24 protein-coding genes are annotated in these 21,774 nt (G+C 36.6%); 7 read left to right on the forward strand and 17 right to left on the reverse strand.

What is annotated here, in order from left to right:
• Positions 1 to 7: 7 nt before the first annotated feature.
• The 9 genes from ACN1CD_RS12620 to ACN1CD_RS12660 all read right to left on the reverse strand — a co-directional run bounded on the left by ACN1CD_RS12620 (position 8) and on the right by ACN1CD_RS12660 (position 7,084).
• Positions 8 to 607 (reverse strand): hypothetical protein, encoded by a 600-nt coding sequence (locus ACN1CD_RS12620; protein ID WP_419130749.1) that lies wholly within the window; start codon positions 605 to 607, stop codon positions 8 to 10.
• 82 nt (positions 608 to 689) lie between these two features.
• Complete coding sequence (locus ACN1CD_RS12625; protein WP_419130750.1) at positions 690 to 1,256, reverse strand: Maf family protein; 567 nt, start codon at positions 1,254 to 1,256, stop codon at positions 690 to 692.
• A 68-nt stretch (positions 1,257 to 1,324) separates the two neighbouring features.
• Positions 1,325 to 1,708, reverse strand: coding sequence for a hypothetical protein (locus ACN1CD_RS12630; RefSeq protein WP_419130751.1), 384 nt, complete (start codon positions 1,706 to 1,708; stop codon positions 1,325 to 1,327).
• A gap of 351 nt (positions 1,709 to 2,059) precedes the next feature.
• The gene (locus ACN1CD_RS12635) at positions 2,060 to 2,587 is read right to left on the reverse strand and encodes a KdsC family phosphatase (protein ID WP_419130752.1); all 528 of its coding nucleotides are present in this window, start codon (positions 2,585 to 2,587) and stop codon (positions 2,060 to 2,062) included.
• A 75-nt stretch (positions 2,588 to 2,662) separates the two neighbouring features.
• Positions 2,663 to 2,908, reverse strand: coding sequence for a Fe-S cluster assembly protein IscX (iscX, locus tag ACN1CD_RS12640; RefSeq protein WP_419130753.1), 246 nt, complete (start codon positions 2,906 to 2,908; stop codon positions 2,663 to 2,665).
• Between the two features lie 126 nt (positions 2,909 to 3,034).
• Positions 3,035 to 3,367, reverse strand: coding sequence for a 2Fe-2S iron-sulfur cluster-binding protein (locus ACN1CD_RS12645; RefSeq protein ID WP_419130754.1), 333 nt, complete (start codon positions 3,365 to 3,367; stop codon positions 3,035 to 3,037).
• Between the two features lie 40 nt (positions 3,368 to 3,407).
• On the reverse strand, positions 3,408 to 4,172 hold the full coding sequence (locus ACN1CD_RS12650; protein ID WP_419130755.1) for a Rossmann-like and DUF2520 domain-containing protein: 765 nt from the start codon (positions 4,170 to 4,172) through the stop codon (positions 3,408 to 3,410).
• 3 nt (positions 4,173 to 4,175) lie between these two features.
• Complete coding sequence (ccsA, locus tag ACN1CD_RS12655) at positions 4,176 to 6,644, reverse strand: cytochrome c biogenesis protein CcsA (RefSeq protein ID WP_419130756.1); 2,469 nt, start codon at positions 6,642 to 6,644, stop codon at positions 4,176 to 4,178.
• A gap of 5 nt (positions 6,645 to 6,649) precedes the next feature.
• Positions 6,650 to 7,084: a cytochrome c maturation protein CcmE gene (locus ACN1CD_RS12660; protein ID WP_419130757.1), complete on the reverse strand. Its 435-nt coding sequence runs from the start codon at positions 7,082 to 7,084 to the stop codon at positions 6,650 to 6,652.
• Between the two features lie 309 nt (positions 7,085 to 7,393).
• Here ACN1CD_RS12660 and ACN1CD_RS12665 point away from each other — a divergent pair, with 309 nt between their 5' ends.
• The 4 genes from ACN1CD_RS12665 (at position 7,394) to ACN1CD_RS12680 (ending at position 13,220) form a co-directional block, all read left to right on the forward strand.
• Positions 7,394 to 8,074, forward strand: coding sequence for a hypothetical protein (locus ACN1CD_RS12665; protein ID WP_419130758.1), 681 nt, complete (start codon positions 7,394 to 7,396; stop codon positions 8,072 to 8,074).
• A 1-nt stretch (position 8,075) separates the two neighbouring features.
• The gene (locus ACN1CD_RS12670) at positions 8,076 to 10,070 is read left to right on the forward strand and encodes a hypothetical protein (RefSeq protein ID WP_419130759.1); all 1,995 of its coding nucleotides are present in this window, start codon (positions 8,076 to 8,078) and stop codon (positions 10,068 to 10,070) included.
• Positions 10,071 to 10,198: 128 nt separating this feature from the next.
• Positions 10,199 to 11,545 carry a hypothetical protein gene (locus tag ACN1CD_RS12675; RefSeq protein WP_419130760.1) on the forward strand — a complete coding sequence of 449 codons (1,347 nt, stop codon included), beginning with the start codon at positions 10,199 to 10,201 and terminating at the stop codon, positions 11,543 to 11,545.
• Positions 11,546 to 11,615: 70 nt separating this feature from the next.
• Positions 11,616 to 13,220: a Na+/H+ antiporter gene (locus ACN1CD_RS12680; protein ID WP_419130761.1), complete on the forward strand. Its 1,605-nt coding sequence runs from the start codon at positions 11,616 to 11,618 to the stop codon at positions 13,218 to 13,220.
• A gap of 195 nt (positions 13,221 to 13,415) precedes the next feature.
• Here the strand turns inward: ACN1CD_RS12680 and ACN1CD_RS12685 are convergent, their stop codons facing one another.
• The 4 genes from ACN1CD_RS12685 to ACN1CD_RS12700 all read right to left on the reverse strand — a co-directional run bounded on the left by ACN1CD_RS12685 (position 13,416) and on the right by ACN1CD_RS12700 (position 16,936).
• Positions 13,416 to 14,837: a Glu/Leu/Phe/Val family dehydrogenase gene (locus ACN1CD_RS12685; protein ID WP_419130762.1), complete on the reverse strand. Its 1,422-nt coding sequence runs from the start codon at positions 14,835 to 14,837 to the stop codon at positions 13,416 to 13,418.
• 133 nt (positions 14,838 to 14,970) lie between these two features.
• The gene (locus ACN1CD_RS12690) at positions 14,971 to 15,189 is read right to left on the reverse strand and encodes a CcmD family protein (RefSeq protein ID WP_419130763.1); all 219 of its coding nucleotides are present in this window, start codon (positions 15,187 to 15,189) and stop codon (positions 14,971 to 14,973) included.
• Between the two features lie 137 nt (positions 15,190 to 15,326).
• Positions 15,327 to 15,989: a cytochrome c biogenesis protein CcsA gene (gene ccsA, locus ACN1CD_RS12695; protein WP_419130764.1), complete on the reverse strand. Its 663-nt coding sequence runs from the start codon at positions 15,987 to 15,989 to the stop codon at positions 15,327 to 15,329.
• Between the two features lie 281 nt (positions 15,990 to 16,270).
• Entirely contained in the window at positions 16,271 to 16,936 is a 666-nt protein-coding gene (locus tag ACN1CD_RS12700) for a heme exporter protein CcmB (RefSeq protein WP_419130765.1), read from the reverse strand.
• Between the two features lie 157 nt (positions 16,937 to 17,093).
• Between ACN1CD_RS12700 and ACN1CD_RS12705 the strand changes: the two genes are divergently transcribed.
• The 3 genes from ACN1CD_RS12705 to ACN1CD_RS12715 all read left to right on the forward strand — a co-directional run bounded on the left by ACN1CD_RS12705 (position 17,094) and on the right by ACN1CD_RS12715 (position 19,051).
• The gene (locus tag ACN1CD_RS12705) at positions 17,094 to 17,579 is read left to right on the forward strand and encodes a methylated-DNA--[protein]-cysteine S-methyltransferase (RefSeq protein ID WP_419130766.1); all 486 of its coding nucleotides are present in this window, start codon (positions 17,094 to 17,096) and stop codon (positions 17,577 to 17,579) included.
• A gap of 12 nt (positions 17,580 to 17,591) precedes the next feature.
• Positions 17,592 to 17,978: a hypothetical protein gene (locus ACN1CD_RS12710; RefSeq protein WP_419130767.1), complete on the forward strand. Its 387-nt coding sequence runs from the start codon at positions 17,592 to 17,594 to the stop codon at positions 17,976 to 17,978.
• A 569-nt stretch (positions 17,979 to 18,547) separates the two neighbouring features.
• Positions 18,548 to 19,051 (forward strand): lipocalin family protein, encoded by a 504-nt coding sequence (locus tag ACN1CD_RS12715; protein ID WP_419130768.1) that lies wholly within the window; start codon positions 18,548 to 18,550, stop codon positions 19,049 to 19,051.
• Here ACN1CD_RS12715 and ACN1CD_RS12720 read toward each other — a convergent pair.
• The 4 genes from ACN1CD_RS12720 to ACN1CD_RS12735 form a co-directional block, all read right to left on the reverse strand.
• Entirely contained in the window at positions 19,029 to 19,451 is a 423-nt protein-coding gene (locus ACN1CD_RS12720) for a hypothetical protein (protein WP_419130769.1), read from the reverse strand. The genes ACN1CD_RS12715 and ACN1CD_RS12720 overlap by 23 nt on opposite strands.
• A gap of 203 nt (positions 19,452 to 19,654) precedes the next feature.
• A complete protein-coding gene (gene gldC / locus ACN1CD_RS12725) occupies positions 19,655 to 19,990 on the reverse strand; it encodes a gliding motility protein GldC (RefSeq protein ID WP_056871223.1) in 336 nt (111 codons plus the stop codon).
• Between the two features lie 132 nt (positions 19,991 to 20,122).
• Positions 20,123 to 20,395 carry a hypothetical protein gene (locus ACN1CD_RS12730; protein WP_419130770.1) on the reverse strand — a complete coding sequence of 91 codons (273 nt, stop codon included), beginning with the start codon at positions 20,393 to 20,395 and terminating at the stop codon, positions 20,123 to 20,125.
• A complete protein-coding gene (locus ACN1CD_RS12735; protein ID WP_419130771.1) occupies positions 20,396 to 21,742 on the reverse strand; it encodes a DEAD/DEAH box helicase in 1,347 nt (448 codons plus the stop codon). It lies immediately after the preceding gene.
• Between the last annotated feature and the right edge of the window lie 32 nt (positions 21,743 to 21,774).

A 21,774-nucleotide genomic window follows, 5' to 3' on the forward strand; every position in this document is an offset into this window, starting at 1 on the left:
AAGTATATTACTGCTGTTGCTGTTTTGGATATTTTAAAAATTCAGCCTCATTGTATAATACGCTATTAATATTCATATATTTCGTTGAATATACAATAGGGACTTCCTGATTTAGATAAAACTTTTCAAACTCAGTTTTTGATAACTCTACTTTTAACCTGTGCTTTACGCCAGTTGTATCCGTAAATTCTACAGATATGTTACTGAGATCAATACTACGACCAGCCAAAGAGCTACCATCAACAATTTTTGCCATTACTATCACTCCATTTTTTTCTAATTCCTGAGATTCTCTATTAACTTCTACCCAAAGGATTAAGATCGCATTTCCAAAAAGTGAAACTAACAATATAATCATTAGAAATATTCCTTGAAACGGTCTTTCTTTAACTTTTCCATTCTCATCATATTTATCAAATAAGAAAAATATACCAGAAAAAAAAACGAATATACAAACTGTAATGCTGATGGCTCCAGTAATGGCTAGAAGCGTTGTTGCTGATTGATAGGTACCGATTGGAATCGCAAAGTAAAATATGTAAATTAATAATAGACATACTATTCCCCAAATAGTAAGTTTCTTAAATATTGTTTTATTATCAACCATTTAGAGCGTTTTTTTTATAGATTAAACATTATATCTACTTAATATTAATTATTATTTATGTATTATTAAAATAATTTGATGGTTAGACAAACTTTAAAAGTTCACTATACAATTTTTCAGTTGGCAAACCCATTACATTAGTATAAGAACCTTCAATTCGCTGCACTACAACCAGGCCCCACCAGTCTTGCACACCGTAACTGCCCGCTTTATCGTAAGGTTGAAAATTATCGATATAAAAGTCTATTTCTTCACTGCTAACAGATTTGCAATAAACCTCAGTTCTATCATAAAATGAATGGATCTTATCGCCCTTAACCAGCGTTACGCCAGTATAAACCTCATGTTTGCTGCCAGATAATTTTGCCAGCATTTCCTGCGCATGTTCACGGCTGGAAGGTTTCCCAAGAATTTCTCCGTTTAGCGCCACGATCGTATCTGCAGTGATTACAATTTCATCAGCAGCAGAAAAAGCTTTAGCCTTCTGTTCAGAGATGTAAACCGCAATTTCAGCTGGTTTTAAGCCCTCGGGATAACTTTCGTCGACATCTTTAAGTAACACTTCAAAGTTTAGCCCCATTAGTGTTAAAAGTTCTTGTCTGCGAGGAGATTTTGATGCCAGGATAATTGGCGGAAAAGTAATGGCCATAAATTAATTTTTTGCTAAAATAAGAAAAGCGACCAAAAGCCGCTTTTCTTATTCACTATTTTATCAGATTAATTGTTTCCACCACCTTGCATGCGTTTCTGCATTTCGGCACGTTGCTCTTTCTGCCAGGCTTCGTAAGTTTTCTTTTGGTCATCGGTTAATACCGCAGAAACTTTTATATCATTATCTGCACGAAGCTTTTGCACTTTCTCTCTCATTGCTTCACGATCGCCGCCTTGTCCTTCCTCACGCAACTTTTTCATGGTATCAGCTTGTTCGGTAAATACAGCTGTTAACTTTGTTTTTTGATCATCCGATAATTTCAGTTTCTCATCCAGTTGTTTAACCCGCTCTTCTGGTTTCATCATCATGCCTCTTCCGCCTCCTTGTTGTGCCTGAGCGAAACCAGCCATGCCTAGCATTAATCCGCAGATCATCATTAATTTTTTCATGTTGTTGTCTTTTTGAAGTTTAGACTGATTGGAGTATGGTGGAGAAACAAAGTTTAATCCTGAAATGTAACGTCACCGTTGCAAACAAAAATAATTGACTTACGAAGTTTTGATGGGTTCATATGAAAGGGAAACTTCGTAAGTCTTTTTTAAAACATACTCCGATCTCTCATCTATAAGGTTCGTGGCAATGTCTCTGCTACACGATTAGCAGCAATGAGGTTGCCTCAGCCAATGAAGAATTGGCTTCGCAATGACGATCGTATTAATACCAACTGAATGACCTGGGAGACACTAACCATGAATGGCTATGAACCTACTCACCAATGAACGAATGACTAATGAACCAATTTACTTACCAGAATCAGCAGCATTGGGATTTTCATCGAGCCATCTCCCCTGCACTTTCATTACCTTTTCTATGATATCGCGAACGGCAGTTTTACCACCATTGTAAGGCGATATGAAGGTAGAGATGGCTTTAATTTCCTCTACCGCATCGGCAGGGCAAGTTGGAAGCCCTACCAGCTTCATTACTTTTAAATCGGGAATGTCATCACCCATATAAAGCACTTCATCCGCAGTAATGTTTTTATCATTGAGATATTGCTTAAAAACTGAAACCTTATCTCCTGTACCTAAAAATACATCGGTAATGCCAAGATTAAGAAAGCGTTTTCCCATTGCAATGCCGTCTCCGCCAGAGATGATACAAAGGTTGTATCCTTTCTTTACAGCTAATTGCATGGCATAACCGTCTTTGATATTGAAAGTACGCAGCGATTGACCAGTGTCAGTCACCTGTACAGATCCATCTGTTAATACGCCATCAACATCGAAGATGAAGGTGGTGATTTGTTTTAGCTTTTGTAGAAACATTTCAGTTACAGGTTATGGGTTACGAGTTGCGGGTTGAAGGCCTAGACCTTCAACCCGCAACTCGTAACTGGTAACTTAATCTTGATTATCTCTCCACTCGTAAACCCATGCGGATTGAATTTGCTCCAAATGTCCTTCGCTACTTTCTTCGCGGGTACCTTTAAAGTTCGGAAGTTCCAAAACCCATTCTAAAAGTTCGGTAAAACGAACGCGATAGATTTTTGCTTCAGAAAAGTCGTCGCCAAATTTCTCATATAAAGACATGGCAATATCTTCGTAATCATTCCAGTAAAAAGGTAAGGCAAATTTATCGTTGTTCATGTTGTTGTAAAGTTGAAAGTTAAAGGTTGAAAGTTACAGGTCTGGATTACTACATCTATAGCATCATCAATTTCAAAAGAATTATGCAGACTCAATAATACTAAGGACTTTTGACTAAAGACTAATCTAATGTCCCATAAAGCCAGACTGATCTGGAATTGTTACTTCTATATCACCGTTAATGACTACACATTGGCACCCTAGGCGGGATGAAATTTTCGGACGAACGGCTCTATCGATAAAATCTTCTTCTTTATCAGAAATCTCTTCGATATTATCCATCCCTTTTGTTACGTAGACATGGCAGGTACTGCAGCCACAAACTCCACCACAATTGTGCTGAAGATCAATTCCATTATCCAGACAGACGTCTAAAACAGATTCTCCGGCAGCTATGGGTAATTCTAAAGATTCGTGATCGGCTTCTTCAAAATTTATTTTTAGTTTAAAAATGCTCATAATTATGTTGCAAAAGTAATAAGCTAAAGCGGTAAATGTGCTATTTAGACATTAATTTTATGCTGTTGCTTAAAGTTTGATAAATATTTTGCAGTTCAGGCATGTTGCTTAACATGCTAAAATGCTTATTTAAAGTCGTTTCATCTTCCCTGATTGCCGGTCCGGTCTGCATATTTTCAGGTAAATCAGTCATTACCTTATCTGCGGTTTCTTTAATTAAAGGCCTGATAATTTCAAAATCAAGCTGATTTTGCTGAAGCAATTGATTCGCCAAAGCATAAAGATGATTAGGGAAATTACAGGCAAAAACTGCAGTGAGGTGCAATACTTTCCGCTGACTTCCATCAATCTGGTAAACCTGCTTACTTAATTTCGAAGCCAAAGTTTTTAATACCGCTAGTTGTCTTTCATCAGTCGCTTCAATACACAGTGGAACCTGATCAAAGGATATTACCTTAGTTTTTGAAAAAGTTTGCAGCGGATAAAATACTCCGGCATGTTCAGTTTTCGATGATATAACACTAATATCTGTTGTTCCGGATGTATGTACAACCAAGCCCGTAACCAATCTCAACTGATCTGCAATCCCTGCTATTGCATCATCCTTGACCGCGATCATATATAAATCAGCATCATTTTTGATGTTAGTCAGATGATCCATCGGTTCGCCACCAACTACATCGGCTAATAATTTAGCATGGTTTAGGTTCCGGCTAAAAACCTGCACAATTTCTTCGCCTTTGGCTACTAAAGCCTGAGCAAGATGTGTAGCAATATTTCCAGAACCTAATAAAACAATCTTCATTATCTATGCGATTTTCGCCTCTTTTCTTCTTCTGAAAATAGAAAGTAAGAAACCAACTACCATCACGATAGTTCCGGCCCAATATAAATTGATAAATGGAAATTCGATGGCTTTAAAAACAACCCAGTCTTTCGCTTGCTGAGGTTTTTCAAAAATCTGTAATTCTACTTTTTTCTCATCTGGTAAAACTTTCGAAAAACGGAATTTAAGATCCAGTCCTTCCACTTTACGGGCGAAATCGAATGTATTGTTCCCTTTAATTAAGAACATTGGTTCGGCATTGTAGATTTTTCCTGCAGAATTAATTTCCAGAGGTAAACCTACTGCATAATCTCCCTGGGCCAATACTAAATCTTTAGCCACTGGCTTATTGTTCAGTGCTTTCACTGTAACCACACCGCTAGAGGTATGAATCGTATCTCCTACAGAAACTTTAACAATTCTCGGTGCTTTATAATTTTCATCATCAGAATGACCTTCATGATCACCATGACTTTCTTGCTTAATTGCCGCACTAGTGATGTGGGTATACACATCATATGTTAAATAATGCTTGGTATCCGGAGAAGCAATCAGCCCCATTTTTTCATTATCCTGAACATGAGGATGTAAGTTAAAATCTTCTTTAACCTTTCCTGTCTCTTTATCTAATACTTTGAAATTAAGCGTGTAAATCGTATTCGGAGCCTCCGTAGTATCGCTCACATAAGTTACCGTATACTTGCCCATTTCTTTAGGCTCGTTTTTGTATAACATGATGTTTTCGCCTGGTTTCTCCGTTTTCTCAAAATCTTTTACCGGGATAAAGTTATTGGCATTGATAGACAAAGGCTTATTCGTAGCTGCCGAAATTAGCGCTCCTAATATTAAAAAGGCAAAACCAATGTGTGCAACTGCAGATCCGGCTAATTTGGCTTTACCACCAAACGCCTGGTACAAAATGGCTGCATTGGAGAGTACCGCAAATACACAACTAAATGTGATCATGATATACATCGTATTGGTGTAGATATCTGCTACCCAAACCAAGCCAGCAGTGATTACCAGCGCAAATAAAATTGCAGAAACCAAACTGCTGTAGAATTTACGCGGATCAGTACGTTTATATTTTAAATATTGTGAAAAACCCGAGATCAAAGTAATTAAAACGGCAAATGGGGCCTGCCACTGGTTGTAATATTTTATTGCATCAATAGGTGGAGAGAAATTCGTACCAAAGGCCTTGTTAAATACCGGAACTGAGGTAGAAAAAATAATCTGAATACAGGCAACAGTTACCACTAAGGCACCAATAAACATCCAGAATTCTCGTGAATAAGTTTCCTCATCTTTAGTAGTGATGGGTAATTCTTTCCATCTCATCACAATGAGCACTATAGCCAATACGGCAAACACGACATTATAAAGAATCAGGTGACCAAACATTCCCATATCGGTAAATGAGTGTACGGAGGTATCTCCTAAAATCCCGCTCCGGGTTAAAAACGATGCATAAAGCACCAATAGGAAACTTAAAAACACCAAGGCAATTGCGGTGAAATAAGCATGACCAGTATTTTTATAGGCAATCATTACATGAACTGCCCCGATTAAAGTTAACCAAGGAATTAATGAAGCATTTTCTACCGGATCCCAGGCCCAGAAACCACCGAAGTTTAAGGCTTCATAAGCCCAGAACGAACCCATAATGATACCTGTTCCCAAAATCATCACCGCAAAAAGCGTCCATGGCATTGCAGGTTTAATCCATTCTTTATATCGTTTCTGCCAAAGCGCAGCAATTCCGTAAGCAAAAGGAACAACCATACTGGCAAAGCCTAAGAACAAAGTAGGTGGATGAATAACCATCCAATAGTTTTGTAGTAAAGGATTTAATCCTCTCCCATCGGTAATAAATTTCAGATAGTTGGCAAAATTTTCCGGATTGGCAAAAACAACAGGAGCCATTGCTTTCAGATCAAGAGAATTTCTCAACAGGATAAATGGAGAACTTCCGATACGTTCGCCAAAAATTTCAACGCCTAACATCATTGATGTTAAAAACACTTGTGAAAATGCCACAACTGTCATTACCGGGCGTTCCCAGGTTTTTGCTTTCCAGATCAGCAATGCACCTAAAAAGGATTGCCAAAACGCCCAAAGCCAGAAACTACCTTCCTGCCCTTCCCAAAAAGCAGATACAATATAATAAATTGGTAATTCTTTTGATGAGTGCCAGTAAACGTAACTGTATTCGTTGTGGTGACCTAGAATAAGATAAAATAAAGTAACCCCTATACCAATGATGCTGGCCCAATTCACTAAGAATCCAATTCTGCCAAGGTTTCGCCAGGATTTATCCTTTAATTCTTTATCACCACTGGCGAAGAAATATGATATGGTTGAAAGTAATGATGCACTAAACGCCAGCACAATGAAAAACTGTCCGATTTTACCCGGCAACAGGTTTTCGCCTACAAATTGAATATCCATTAAAATTAGTTATATTTTTTTTCGCCGTACTTACCAACAGTATCAACCTTGCCATTTTGATTTACCTCTACCAGGTTATCGTTATATTTAGACGGACATTTCATTAAAATTTTAGAAGCGTAAAATTTCTCTCCATCCATTTTTCCAATGAGTACTAATTTCTCTGATTTTTCAAAATCCTGAGGTTTAGTACCATTGTAAACCACTTCTCTGATCTCACCTTTTTCATCTTTCATGTGAAAGGCAAAATGATTGGCATCTTTGGCAGCATCGTAATACATTCCTTTAGATTTCTCCCAATATCCCATTACATGCTCTTCTTTTTGAGAATTAGCAGCCTCTTTGAAATTCGAATAAGTATCAGTATTTGCATTTAAGCTAAATAAGATTCCTACAGAAATTGCGATAGTAATTAATCCAATGATTGCACTTTTTTTCATGTTGTGTTATTGTGGTAAAAGCTGGCAACAAAGATAGAAAAATAGCCTTAGCGAACGTTCTTTTACCTTTTTCGTGTCGTTATATTGACAATTAACTGATTTTCTATTTTCGTTGATAAAACAATTTAGAAATTAACGAGTAGTGATACTTTGAATTCAGTTTTTTTTCAGGCATTACCTTATCTGAATATGGGCAGGGCTGATTATCGCCATTGAAGAAAAAGAACAACGATAATTATGGGTTAAATGATTAAGTTTGGCGATCAGATAATTATCCTTTAACGTACCTAATAACTTAATTCTATAGATATGAATGTTAAGCAGTTTTATAAACTCCTTCTCTTTATTTTTCTAATTCCCACTTTATCATCCTGCTTCGAAATTGTAGAAGAAATTAACCAGCGCAATGACGGAACGGGTGATGTGATGCTGACGATTAACCTGAGCCAAAGTAAAACGAAAGTAGCATCGGTAATGCTCTTAGATAGCGTACAAGGCTATAAAGTACCCAGTAAGCAAAAAATTCAGAAAGAACTGGCAGAGGCAGTTGCCTACCTCAAAAAATCTGAGGGCATTTTGAATGTAAAAAGCAGCAGCGACTTTACCAATTACATCGCGACCATTAGTTTCACATTTAAGGATGTATCAAATATCAACAACATCACCAGAAACATATTGGCCAAACAAAAAATTAAAGCCACCAATACCTCTTCTTATAGCTTTAACAAAGCCACTAAAACATTTGCCCGAAAGTATCAAACGGTAACAACTGCCAAATCCGAATTTAATAAATTGAAAAATCAGGATAAGGCAGTTTTTAATGGCGCAATGTACACCAGTATTTATCGTTTTGAGTCGCCCGTAACAAATGTGACCAATCCGGCATCAAACCTGTCGAAAACAAAAAAGGCCGTGATGCTAAAAAGCAGTATCACCAATTTAATAAACGGAAAAATTAATGTTTCCAATCAAATACAACTATCAAAATAAAATGAAAAAACTTCTCTTTGCGCTCGCTTTACTATTTTTCAGCATTCAAAATTATGCTCAGGATTTAGTTAAAAAAATTCCTGCAAATGCCTTTACCGTCGCTACAATAAAAGGTGACAATGTATTTAAAATGATGTTTGTAAAAGATTTTAACGAATCTTTCGTAGGCAAAAAATTATTAACAGAGACTTCAAAATCACTTGATAAAAACTTTACCAGCATTGAAGACTTCGGGATTAACCTGGAGAAAAACATGTATTACTTTAATCAACTAAGCGATAGTATAACGTATAACTGTTTCCTGATTCCAATTAAAGATGTTTCCAAATTTGAGGGAATGATTAACGACAAGGAACAAAAATTTAAGGTTGATGGAGAGATCAGAACCATGATCCTACCGGATAGTACAAGCATTATTAAATGGAATAATAATATGATGTACTTTGTTACCGGCAGCATTAAAAGTTCCTTTTTTGCCGATTCATTAAAATCTGCCAAATACGGCATTAAAGATATTCGCTATCAAAGCGATGACATCATTACAGATAGTGCTACAGTTGTGGCAGATTCAACCTATGCGGTAGAGCCAATGGTTGAAACGGAAGTTGCACCACCTGTTGTTGCACCAACGAAAGTTCACAAAACACCTGCAAAGAAGAAACACAGCACCAAAAAGAAATCTGGAAAGAAAAAAACATCTGCTAAAGCCAAAAAAGTTCGCCAGGTAGAGATTGAAACTGTTGAAAATGCCGACTATGCGGTAATGGATTCTATAGGCACAACAGATGATTCTTACCAGTATGATGGTTATCAGAAAGATAAGGCAGAGCAGGATGCAAAAATGAAAGCATTAACATTTGTTTGGATCAGTGCTCAGGCTGATAAAATCTTTAACACCAGCTACGAATCAATAGAAAGCAATAAATCTTATAATGCTAGTTTAGATAAAAATGCCATTGCCGAAATTTGGGTTTCCAGTTTGCAGGATGTTTACAATTCCATCTCTCCTGAGTTTGGCACCTATGGAAAAGCGGGCATAATGAAAGGTTATGGAAGTTTAAGCTCGAAACTTTTTATGGATAACAAAAGCTTCCGCATTTCTACAGGCTTGGAACTAGCCAAAGAACAAGCTGATTCTTATAAAAAAATCATGAACAGGAAGATCAATAAAAAATTCCTGAATTATGTAAATAGTGAAAAAGCGATCGGATTTATGGGTTATGCCATTGATACTAAAGCTTATTTAGAAGAATTTCCTAAATTAATGCAGCAAACGTATGGTTCTTTCTTGGGTGGTAAAATGGATGAAGAAATTTCTTTGGGTACTGACCTCTTCTCGCTCCTGTTAGATGAAGAAGCGGTAGGTAAAGTAGTTAAAGGTGATGCTTTGTTTATCATCAACGGGTTAAATAGCCGCGATGTAAACTATACTACTTATGAATATGATGAAGATTACAATCAAACTGAAGTAACTAAAACGAAAAAAGAAACGTTACCTGATTTTCTTTTTATGTTTTCTTCGGAAGATCAACGCTTAATGAATAAGCTGATTAAATATGGCATAAATAAAAACCGGGTAAGTGTTAATCAAAACATTTATAAAATTGAGGAAAAGAAAAGTCCGGTTGATATCTATTTCATGATTAAAGATAACATCGTATTTTTTGGAAACTCTTTAACCGAAATGCAAAGCATTAACGATAACACCTTTCGTGCAGGCATTAGCAAAACGCATAAAACACTATTAAGTAAGAATAATTTCAGCTTCTTATTTAATGCAAAGAACCTGGTTGGAAAAGTTCCTGATCAAGAGTTTGGAGGTGAAGAAACAGCAAAGAAATTTAATGAAACGCTGGGTAAAATGGGTAACGTTTATATAAAATCGAACCCAATTAAAGGGAATCTGGTATCCGCTGATATTAGCGCTGAAATTCCTAACGGACATGAAAATGCTTTAAAATATTTGTTTTCGCTAATTGAAAATGCAGCGAAATAACAGTTTTCGGTTGGCAATTAACAGATAAATTGATCACCAAAAAAACATTTGCCACGGAAACACAGAAGTCACGGAAAGTACTTCTGTGTTTTTCGTAATGCTGTGGCAAAATTATGATTGAATAAGCTATGAAGAAATTTTTTAAAATAATAGCAGTGATAATCCTATCGCTGCTTATTTTTTTTGTGGGCATTTTTAAATACAGGCAATATCAGGCCAATCAGGTTTCTGTTCCACTTAATGCAGAATCTGTACTCAAAATTGGCGTGGATGAAATGCTTGAGAGCCTGGCAGCGAATATGATTTCGAATCCGGGTTTTTACTTGAAATCAGAAGACAAGCAAAAACTAAAAAAAGAAAAGAGCAAACTAAGTAGTAGTTTAAAAATACCAGCAAGCTTGTATTTATACTTCCTCCAAAATCAACCGAAAACAGCAATATTTTCAAGATTCGAGATTAAACAACTAAAGGATTTTGAAACATTTCTAACACATACACTTGGTTTTAAGGTTGTAAAAAGACCAAACGGGATTAACTTCGCAAGTGCACGTTTGGGAAATGTTGTTATTTGCTACAATAATGAAGCAGCAGCTATTGTAGTCTCCGGCGAGATTAAAAATTTTGATTCCGTATTAATTTCAATATTAAAAGAAGAAAACTTTGTAAAACTTGGTGATAGTAAATTTAATAAGTTGAAAGATTTAACGAATCATATAGCTTACATCAATAATCAAAATAGCTTTACTGCAGATTTTAAAGATGGAGCAATAAATTTTAATGCCGATTTTTTGACTGAATCAATTCTTCCTGCCGCCAAACCTCAACATAGAACTTTCAACAAAGAAAGTACGGCCAGCATTTGGCTGAATGCCGATTTTTCAAAAGCAGCTCATAAAACATATCAATTTAAAAACACCACAATAGCGCAAGATAGCTTGCTGAAATATTATAAAGGCTACCTCGACTTTGAATGGACCAATAGCACGCCACAAACCGATTCTATCATTACTTACGAGTACAACGACGATTTTGAAAAGGTTGAGAAAATAACGCTTCAAAAACGGCAGGTTCCAAATTTCACCTTAAATATAGCTGCCGATGCCAACGGTTTGAAAAGCTACCTAAGTCGGCAAAAAATCATCAATCTGGATAGTGGTACGGTAAACAAATCGGTATTTCCGCTTTATAAGGCATTTGTTGGTGGCGATGATCAGCAACTTTATATCGGAACGACTGAAAATATTAAAGTCAATGAAAATAAAGAGCGTTCAACTGATTTCTTTTCTCTTGATGTGAATTTTAGGAAATTAAATGCTCAAATTAATATAACTGGTGTAAACAGATACCTTAAAAGTTTTAACAAATTAGAGGTGAAAGGTAAATCCGTAAATCGGCATCAGATCCGATTAGATGGAAAACTCACTTTAATTAATGAAAATATTAATTCATTATACCAGTTACTGAAAGATTTTTAAGGGCCAGGTCTGCTTTTTTCCAGTCACATTTCCTTTATATTTATGATATTTGAATGAACATCTCTTTTACATGCTACACGATAATTTAATTCTCATCCTTGTGCTCTTGCTTGGCGTAACCATTTTGGTGATGGTTGGTCAGAAGCTCAAGATTTCTTACCCTATCTTTTTAGTTATTGCAGGATTAGTAATCGGGTTTATCCCCGGGATGCCACACATCAAAATTGATCCCGATATTGTCTTTCTCCTGTTTTTACCTCCCCTGCTTTACGAAGCAGCCTGGTTTACCTCGTGGAAAGCCTTTTGGGAATACAAAGGTGCGATCTTTTTAATGGCCGTTGGTTTGGTATTTATGACGTCAGTAGCGGTTGCTTACGCATCTGTTGCTTTTATCCCTGGTTTTACCTTAGCACTTGGTTTTTTACTGGGCGGAATTGTTTCTCCGCCAGATGCTGTAGCTGCTGCAGCCGTACTTAAAGGCCTGAAAATCCCTAAAACCGTTAGCGCACTTTTAGAAGGCGAAAGTTTAGTAAACGATGCATCCAGTTTAATTGTGTTCAAGTTTGCACTGGCAACAGTAGTAAGCGGCACTTTTGTGATGCAGGATGCCGCATTGAGCTTTGTTTCAGTGGCTGGTTTAGGTATTGTAATCGGACTGGCGATTGGTGGTATATTTTACGCCATACATCGCTGGCTGCCAACTACGGAAAACATTGATACCGTATTGACCTTGCTCACGCCCTATTTTATGTACATTGTTGCTGAGCATTTTGAAGCATCAGGTGTTATGGCCGTCGTTTCAGGAGGCCTGTTGCTTTCCAGTCAATCGCATATTATTCTCACCTCAAACTCCAGAATTAAAACAGTTTCGGTTTGGTCTGCTCTTATTTTCTTACTAAATGGAGTGGTATTTATTTTGATTGGTTTAGCATTACCCGACATCGTGAATGGCTTAGGTCCTGATTATCCTATTACAAAGGCAATTGGCTATGGTGTGGGCATCAGCTTTTTAGCGCTTTTGGTTCGTTTCATCTGGTTTTTTTCTACAGCAAGGATCACCAAAATTTTTAATAAAAGAACCAGGGTACGTTATCAGGATTTAACCTGGCACTCATCATTGGTAATCGTTTATGCAGGCATGAGGGGTGTGGTATCATTAGCAGCTGCACTTTCTATTCCGGTGATGATTTCTGATCAGATCCCATTTCCATTAAGAAACCTGATTCTATTTATCACTTTCGTGGTGATTTTCGTTACGTTGGTTGTTCAAGGCTTAACCCTTCCGCTGTTTATTAAATTTTTGAAGATCCCGGAAGCGAAACATAAGCTCTCTGAACAGGAACAGATTAGCCAGATTAAACTGAAATTGATCGATCTCTCACTAGAAAAATTAGCAACAGACTACCAGCATCAATGCACCCATAATGAGCTGATGGTTAATTTGAAAGCCGAATTACAACATTCATTAATAGAGAAAAAAGATACGCTTCAGGCATTTAAAAAAGGGGAGATTAATACCATAGACCTAAAAGCCTACAACGAGATTGTGCTGGATTTAATTCAGGTTCAACGTGATGAACTTCACCATTTGAAGGGTAATAAAAGCTATGATGATGACATTATTAGAAAGGAAGAATGGAGGCTCGATTTAGAGGAATTGAGGATTACATCATAAGTGTATTACCTCCTTCTGTTTACCCGCAGCAATAAGATTGCTTCGTCGCTGAAAAAAGCTGCCTTGCAAAGACGACCTTTCATAAACCTCTCGTATTAGAACAGAACCGTACATTTCCAAAATAAAAAATCCTTGCAAATTATACATCTGCAAGGATTTTCAGCTTTTAGCTTTAGACTTTTAGCTTAAATCTTACTAAGGCCAAACACCTAAATTCATGTAAGAAACTGCAATTTTATCAATCGAATTAACGAAAGCTGCAGTCCTCAATGTTTGTGTACCTGGTTTCACATTCAAAGTTTCACGAATTTCATGGTAAGAATGAATCATCGTATCTTCTAAACCAGAGTTTACCAATTCTAACTCTGATGCCCCTTTAACAATCATTAAACGGTGTTCTGGAAGAATCGTTTTGCCGGTTAAGTTTTCTAAGGTAGCAATTAAGTTTGCGTTTGAATTTGCCGCATAACGGTTTTCCATACGTCCGAATGCTACGTGAGAAAGATTTTTCAACCATTCGAAGTAAGAAACCGTAACACCACCAGCATTACAATACATATCTGGAATGATAATTCCGCCCATTTCGGTGAAGATAGCTTCAGCTTCTGGCGTAGTTGGTCCGTTTGCACCTTCAGCAATAATTTTTGCTTTAATGTTACGAATATTCAACTCAGTAAATTGATTTTCCAAAGCCGCAGGAACGATGATATCACAATCCTGCTCCAAACCTTCCATTGAATTTCTGAAATCGGTAGCCCCCGGGAACCCTAAGATAGAACCTGTATTTTTACGGTGAGCGAAAACCTCATCAACATTTAAACCGTTCGGATTGTAAATCGCACCTTCGTACTCACACAAACCAACAATGGTTGCACCAAATTCAGCAAGGAATTTTGCGGAGTGGTAACCCACGTTACCTAAACCTTGAACGATTACTCTTTTATCGCCTAAACCAGCCTTTAAGCCAATTTTAGCCATATCTTCAGCAACATCAACACACTCACGCACGGCGTAAGCAACGCCACGACCAGTAGCTTCTTTACGTCCGCGGATCCCGTGCAATGCAATTGGTTTACCCGTTACGCAACCTAATGCATCCAATTGACCTGGATTCATTGTCATGTACGTATCAGCGATCCAGCTCATTTCACGTTCACCTGATCCGTAATCCGGTGCAGGAACGTCAATACCAGGACCAATAAAATTCTTTTTAATTAATTCGGTGGTGTAACGACGGGTGATGGTTTCTAACTCAGCTACACTATATTGTTTGGTGTTAATTTTAATTCCACCTTTTGCACCTCCGAAAGGTACATTTACGATTGCACATTTGTATGTCATCAAGGCTGCAAGTGCCATCACCTCATCCTCGTTAACCATTTCGCTGTAACGAATACCGCCTTTGGTTGGACTCATGTGGTGCGAGTGCTCTACACGCCATGCATCAATAACTTCAAAACCGTTTCCTCTGCGAATTGGAAATTGGAAACGATACACACTATTACACGCTTTAATCTGGTTCAATAAACCTTCCGGGTGGTTGGTGAATTGAGCCGCACTGTCAAAGTTCTTGCATACATCTGCAAAAAACTTGTTCTCGTCTGCTAGATTAGCCATTATTTATCTTTTATGAATTAAGTATGCCGCAAAATTGCCTAAAAAAACTGCATATATCCAAATGAAAAAACACTTAGTGTAAAGGAAACACCAATTGCAAATGGTCGAAAAAATAGCTTTAAAACGTTTAAGCTTACTTTTTGGCTGTGTTTTCTTTTTCTATTTTTTTTAATCTTTTATCGATAGAGAAAAGATAAGCCAATAAACCGACTAAAATGATGACAATACAAGTCACTACCACATATATTTTACCATCTTTACGCAACTGATCTGCCATTTCTACGCCATTATCCTGAGCAAATAATTGCATAGTGGCCAGCAATAATGTAAGGGAGAGAAATATCTTCTTCATGTTGTTTTTTATTGGAATGTGTGGGGTTGAAAAGTTATAATATTGGAAAGCTAAAAAACAAAAAAGTAAAGGTTCTGCAACTTATCTTTAATCGCTGCCCCTTATTCTTTGATCCTTGCTCTTTGTTCCTTGCTCAATTAATTTTGTTGTTGATTGTTTTCTATTGAACGTATTCTGAAACGAATGGTATACACCCAGTAACCTATTATAATCCAGCCTAAACATGCCGGGTAAAACACCATTCGCATGCGGCTATCTAAATCATAACTATTGAAACCAGGATTGCCGCCATTACCTGGATGGAGTGAATCTTTTAAACGGGGTAAAACGAAAAGCAAAACCACCATCATAGGAAATGCAAAGATGTTATAGATGGCAGATATTTTAGCTCTTTTCTGCTCTTCATCCATCGCATTGCGGAGAATTAAATAAGCAAAATAAAGTAATACTGAAATGGCAGCAAAATTTTGCTTCGGATCAAAGCTCCAAAACTGACCCCAGGTATATTTAGCCCATATTGCTCCGGTAACTAATCCCAAAAGGCCGAATACGATTCCTGCATTTACACTTTCTACCGCCTTCATATCGTCTATTTCACTTTTAGTACTTAAAGATTTGATGCTGTAAAAAACTGATATGGAAAACAAAACAATCATGGCAAACCACATGGGTACGTGGAAATATAAATTCCTGATCGATTCGTTTATAATAGGCAAACGTGGCACACCAAGCAATAATCCTGCAATTGCGGTATAAATCACCAACACCGATCCTAATATTTTCCACCAAATTTTATTCATATGTTTTAATTATTGAATTTTGAATGATTGAATTTTGAATGTTTCCGTTCCATTCTATTATTCAATTCATCTCTCATTCTATCATTTTTAAATTAGTGAATTTTGAATGAGTGAATGTTTCCGTTCCAATTTATCATTTAATTCATCTAACATTTTATTATCTTTTAATTATTGAATTTTGAATGATAGAATTATTGAATATTTCCGTTCCATTAAATCACTTAATCATTCTCTAACTCAGTCCTTCTATAATTCTCTCCTTCACTCCTTCAATCATTTCCCTAATCCCTCCAAAGGTATGGAAATAACAGCAAAGAGGTAGCAACGGTCAATACATTTACCAATAACAACATTCCAATTTCATCGTAACTATTCTCCCATGGCAAACCATCTACTGCATTTTTAGCTAATTTTATTAAGAGAATTAATACCGGAATGATGATAGGAAAACTGAGAATAGCCATGAGCATTCCACCATTTCCAGCTTTACTCGCTATTGCTGAAACCATGGTAAAAACAGTTGAAAAACTAATGCTTCCCATAATTACAGCCACATAGTAAAGTAATAAATCGGGTGGCGTAAATGTATCAAAAACCAAGGTATAAAACCCCAATGCGATAGTCGTTAAAACCAGCATCAACAGGATATTATAAACCGTTTTAGAAATTAATATTGCCGCCGGACTCGCTAAGATATAGTTGTATAATTGCTGACCTTTAGTTTCCTGTAGAAAACTTTTAGAAACCCCGTTAATAGAGGCAAAAAGTATAATTATCCAGAATAAAGCATTCCAGGCAAGCTTATCACCCAGACTTACAAAAGATAAATAACAAGTAAAGATGGTAGAAACCACATACAACAGGATTCCATTGATGGTATATTTGGAGCGCCACTCTAACAGTACTTCCTTATGGATTAAATATTTAACCTCTTTGGCCAGTTGCATAACCGCAAAGATACTTTTATTGATAAATTATTGAGATGTATTTTGTTGGATTGTTGTAATATTGTCTAAAAATTTAGCCGCAGATTCGTAGATTATTTTTAATATTATTCATTAGATAATTCAAAATCAAAATCTGCGAGTCTGCAGCCCCTACACATTGGAAAATTACTACGCATCTATTATAGAATCGCCTGTTGGCAAAATGACCATCCTCGCCGACGATAATTTTGTTTATTGCATTACTTTTGAAGAAAAAAATATTGAGGCATTAACTGAAAATGAACTAACCATTAGAGTTGCCAAACAATTGGAAGATTATTTTAATGGTGAATTAAAAAATTTCAATTTCCCGATTAAACAAAAGGGAACTGAATTTCAGCAGGAGGTTTGGCAGAACTTATTAAAAATTCCTTATGGTGAAACGATCTCCTATGCAAAGTTCTCTGAACATAAACCTTTAGCCATCCGGGCTATTGCAGCAGCGAATGGGAAAAACAACATTGCCATCGTTATTCCCTGTCATAGGGTTATTGGCAGCAATGGCAAACTGGTTGGTTATGCAGGTGGTTTGTGGCGGAAGCAGTGGTTATTGCAACATGAAAGAGAGATCGCACAAAAAGGACAAACCACATTTAAATTTTAAAAAATATTAAAGATGACATCAGAAAAAGCCGAAACTAAAAATTATTTAAAAGCCATTAGACTGATTAATATCGAAAACGATGATTGTGCATTTAAAATTGGAAAAATCCCGATACTTCAAAACATCAATGCCAGTTACTTTTTTGCTAAAACGGATGTTTCCGCATTGGAAGGAATACCACACCCTGCACCACGCAGGCAATATGTTATCACCATAAAAGGGAAGTTAAAGTTTGGCGTAACGAATGGAGAAACTTTCATCATCGAACCGGGAATTGTTTTAATTGCCAATGATACCAAGGGAATTGGACATACCTGGGAAATTATAGATGGCGATGAATGGGAAAGAATTTACATTCCTTTGGATGAGGATACCGATGATCTTTTTGTGGCGGATTAATTTAGGCATGGTTAGAAAGTTAACCGCAAAGATTGCAGAGAGAAGGCGCAAAGAACGCGAAGCATGGTTTTTTCCTCTTAACTCGGTGCTAACCTCTGTGACCTCTGTGGTAAAAAGGCTTAACCACAGAGATCGCCGAAAAAATGCACAGGAGAACACAAAGTATGGGCTTTTTCCTCTCAACTTGGAACCTTCCGTGGCAAAAAATTAACCGCAAAGATTGCAGAGAGAAGGTGAAGAAAGCATAGCATAGTTTTCTCCCCTTAACTCGGTGTCAACCTCTGTGGCCTCTGTGGTAAAAAGGCTTAACTAGAGAGAAGGCACAGAGAACACAAAGAACAGTTTTTCATTTAAACCGGTTAATTTCCTTGTTAGAAAGTTAACCGCAAAGGACGATAGTAAAAGAGAGATCGTCATTGCTAATCCTTCATTTGCTGAAGCAATCTATGTCGAAAGGCTTTGTAAAAGAGATTGCTTTATTAGCTGAAAAACCGTTTCTCAATAACGATAGTACTAACAGGAAACCATAGTGGCATTAAACTCGTAAATAAGGATCAAACCTTGATCTTATGAAAACTATTTGTTCCTTACTGTTTGTATTATTCAGCTTCTTTCCTGCCGATAAAAATAGTCCGGTTAATAATTTAGACCTAAAAAAATATTCGGGCACATGGTATTCCTTATATTCTATTCCTACCATTTTTGATAAAGGAAGTCGCGAGACCACAACAAAATATACCCTTAATAAAGATGGTTATTATAATGTGCTAACCACTTATAAGAAGCCAAACGACAAAAAAGTATATTTAAGAAATTCAAAAATGTTCCCTTCAGAAGATGGTAATAACGGCGAATTGCAAGCGCAATTTATATGGCCTATCAAGGTAGATTATTGGATAATTGAACTGGCTGATGATTATTCTTATGTAGTAGTTGGTCACCCGGATCATAAATTTTTGTTCATCATGAGTCGTAATCAAACGATGCTGAAAAAAACTCATGATGAAATCGTTGCCCGTTGTAAAGCAAAGGGATACGAAGTAAGTAAGCTTACTTCACAATTTCAGGATTAGTTGCGGCTATAATTTTATCGCCACGTTTTGTGCTGAACAGCATAAATAAAACGCCGACTAAAAACACAATCCAACCCCATTGAAAATGAACAACTTTGCCGATTAATTTATTTGCGAAGCCATATTTTGTATAATTGTTAGCCGTGAAATAAACAGCCACAACTGCCAATACATACCAGATGGCCATTACAAAACTCATGAACCTGAAGGCACCAGCTTTCCTGATAAAAAAGAAAAGCACTGATAGCGCAATGATGGCATAAGTAATTAAGAACAAACGTGCATCAGATTGATACAGATTCCAGTTTCCTTTAATTGGCACCTTCAACATCGGACAAAAACTGGCAATAATGCAAAGCAAAACACCTACAAAAGCCCTGAATTTATTTAGTATTAACATGATAGAAATGATTTCTTAAATTTCCTGCGGTTTGATTGCACAGATATAAAGATTACACAGATATTTATAAATTGTTTGGATGTTTTTTTCTGGTTAACTTGTGTGGCATTTTAATCTAACCATCTAACCATCTAACCATCTAACCATCTAACCATCTAACCATCTAACCATCTAACCATCTAACCATCTAACCATCTAACCATCTACTGTCCTTCAACAATCCCCATCTTCTCTGCAAAATGCGCACAATAATCTCGCAAATCTTCAACAATTAAAGTTTCATTTGTGGCCTTTAAAAAGCTATCGCCCATGGTTTGTAAAGTTTCATAAAAGAATCTTTTCATTTCATCTACAGGCATATCTTTAGTCCATAAATCTATTTTCAGGGTATTTTTATAGTTATGATCCCATACAGATAAAAACATCGCTTTTGCTGGTACTTTATCTGCATTTCCAGAATCGGTACTTTCCCAAAGAATATTATCTGGATTATTGCCTTCGTCTAACTCAACTGTTAACTTTATTTCTGCTGTCTTCATACAATGATTTTACAGATTAAAACTGATTATAAAGATTAATCTGCATTATTTTATTTTTACGGTTGCAAAGATGCTTAATTTTTAGGTTGATTACACTGATGACTGGATTACACCAGTTTTTTTACTGTCGAATTACGATAACTTTTGAATGATTAATATCAGGATTGCAGTAAAAACTATAAATATCGATTCAACAATCCAGATTCTTTTCAAATCTTTAAGTGTAAATCGAAAAATCAAATCTGTAATAAAAGTGACCAGAATTAAACAACCTAAAATCAGCAGGTAAAAACCACTCATATCAACATGCCCTGGCGCATTGTTTTTAGGGCTTAAAATATTAAAAGCCGCCAATCCCAATGCAACTGCGCCAATGATATTCAGCGGGGTAATCCTAAATTTCATTTATTTTTTCTTATCGAATTTTTTACCTTTTTTGAAACTCTTAATTTCTTTTCCAGCCTTGGCTTTAGCCTTTTCTCTCGCCTTTTTCTCTATTGCTGCAGCATGTTTCTTCTCATGAAAGGCGCCTTGAAAATCAGGATCTTCCTTACGTTTCTGCATGTCAATTTCCTTGGCAATATGCTGACGTTCTTCATAAGGCGTTTCATCAATAAAAACACCTTCAGGAATTTCAGCAACCGGAATATACTGGCGAATTAATTTTTCAATTTTGCGGATATAATATTTTTCGGCATCTGTTGCAAAGGTAATCGCATCACCTTTAGAAAAAGCCCTTCCTGTACGACCGATTCTATGTACATAATCTTCAATAATAATAGGCACATCGAAGTTGATTACGTGACTCACATCACTTACATCAATCCCCCTGCTCGCTACATCTGTTGCCACCAAGACACGAATATTTCCTTCTTTAAAGCTATTAATCGAGTTAATTCTGGTATTTTGTCCTTTATTGGCATGGATCACCCGAACGTTATCAGCACCATATCTACGTTCAATAAAACTAAAAATATTATCGGCAACAGTTTTTGTCTTACAGAAAATAATCAAGCGACTAAAAGCTTCATCATTCTTCAACAAATGTTGCAACAAGTTAATTTTCGTTTTAAAATTCGGAACATAATACAAAGCCTGTGTTACATTAGCTGCTGGTGTAGCTTGTGCTGATGCCTCAATAACCAATGGATTATTTAAGAAATCACCGGCAATCTTCTGCACTAACTCGCTCATTGTTGCAGAGAAAAGTAAGTTCTGGCGTTTACGCGGCACAATTTCCAAAATTCTATGAATTGAACCAATAAAGCCCATATCCATCATTTTATCTGCCTCATCCAATACCAAAAACTTCAAACTCTGCGTATTGATATCACCTGCTAAATACAAATCAAGGAATCTCCCTGGTGTGGCAATAAGGATGTCTACGCCTTTCGCAATTTGTTCTTTCTGCGTTTTCGGACCAATTCCACCAAAAATAACCATTGAACGTAAATCAGTATAAGTCGAAAATAACTTTACTTGTTCTGCAATTTGCATCGCTAATTCGCGTGTTGGCGATAAAATCAAAGCCCTAGGATTTTCGCCCTGAGCATATTTCAATTGCATTAAAATTGGCAAAACAAAAGCCGCAGTTTTACCTGTACCCGTTTCCGCAATCCCAAAAATATCCTGTCCGGATAATACAGGTGCAATTGCTTTTTCCTGTATGGGTGTGGCAACGGTATAACCTGCATCGGCAACTGCATTTAAAATTTGCCTGTTTAACTTAAATTCTTCGAACGATTTTGCCATAGCGCACAAAGATAGGTTTTTTAAGCTGAAAG

Source organism: Pedobacter sp. N23S346 (genome assembly GCF_048515415.1).
In the GTDB taxonomy this organism is placed as follows: domain Bacteria; phylum Bacteroidota; class Bacteroidia; order Sphingobacteriales; family Sphingobacteriaceae; genus Pedobacter.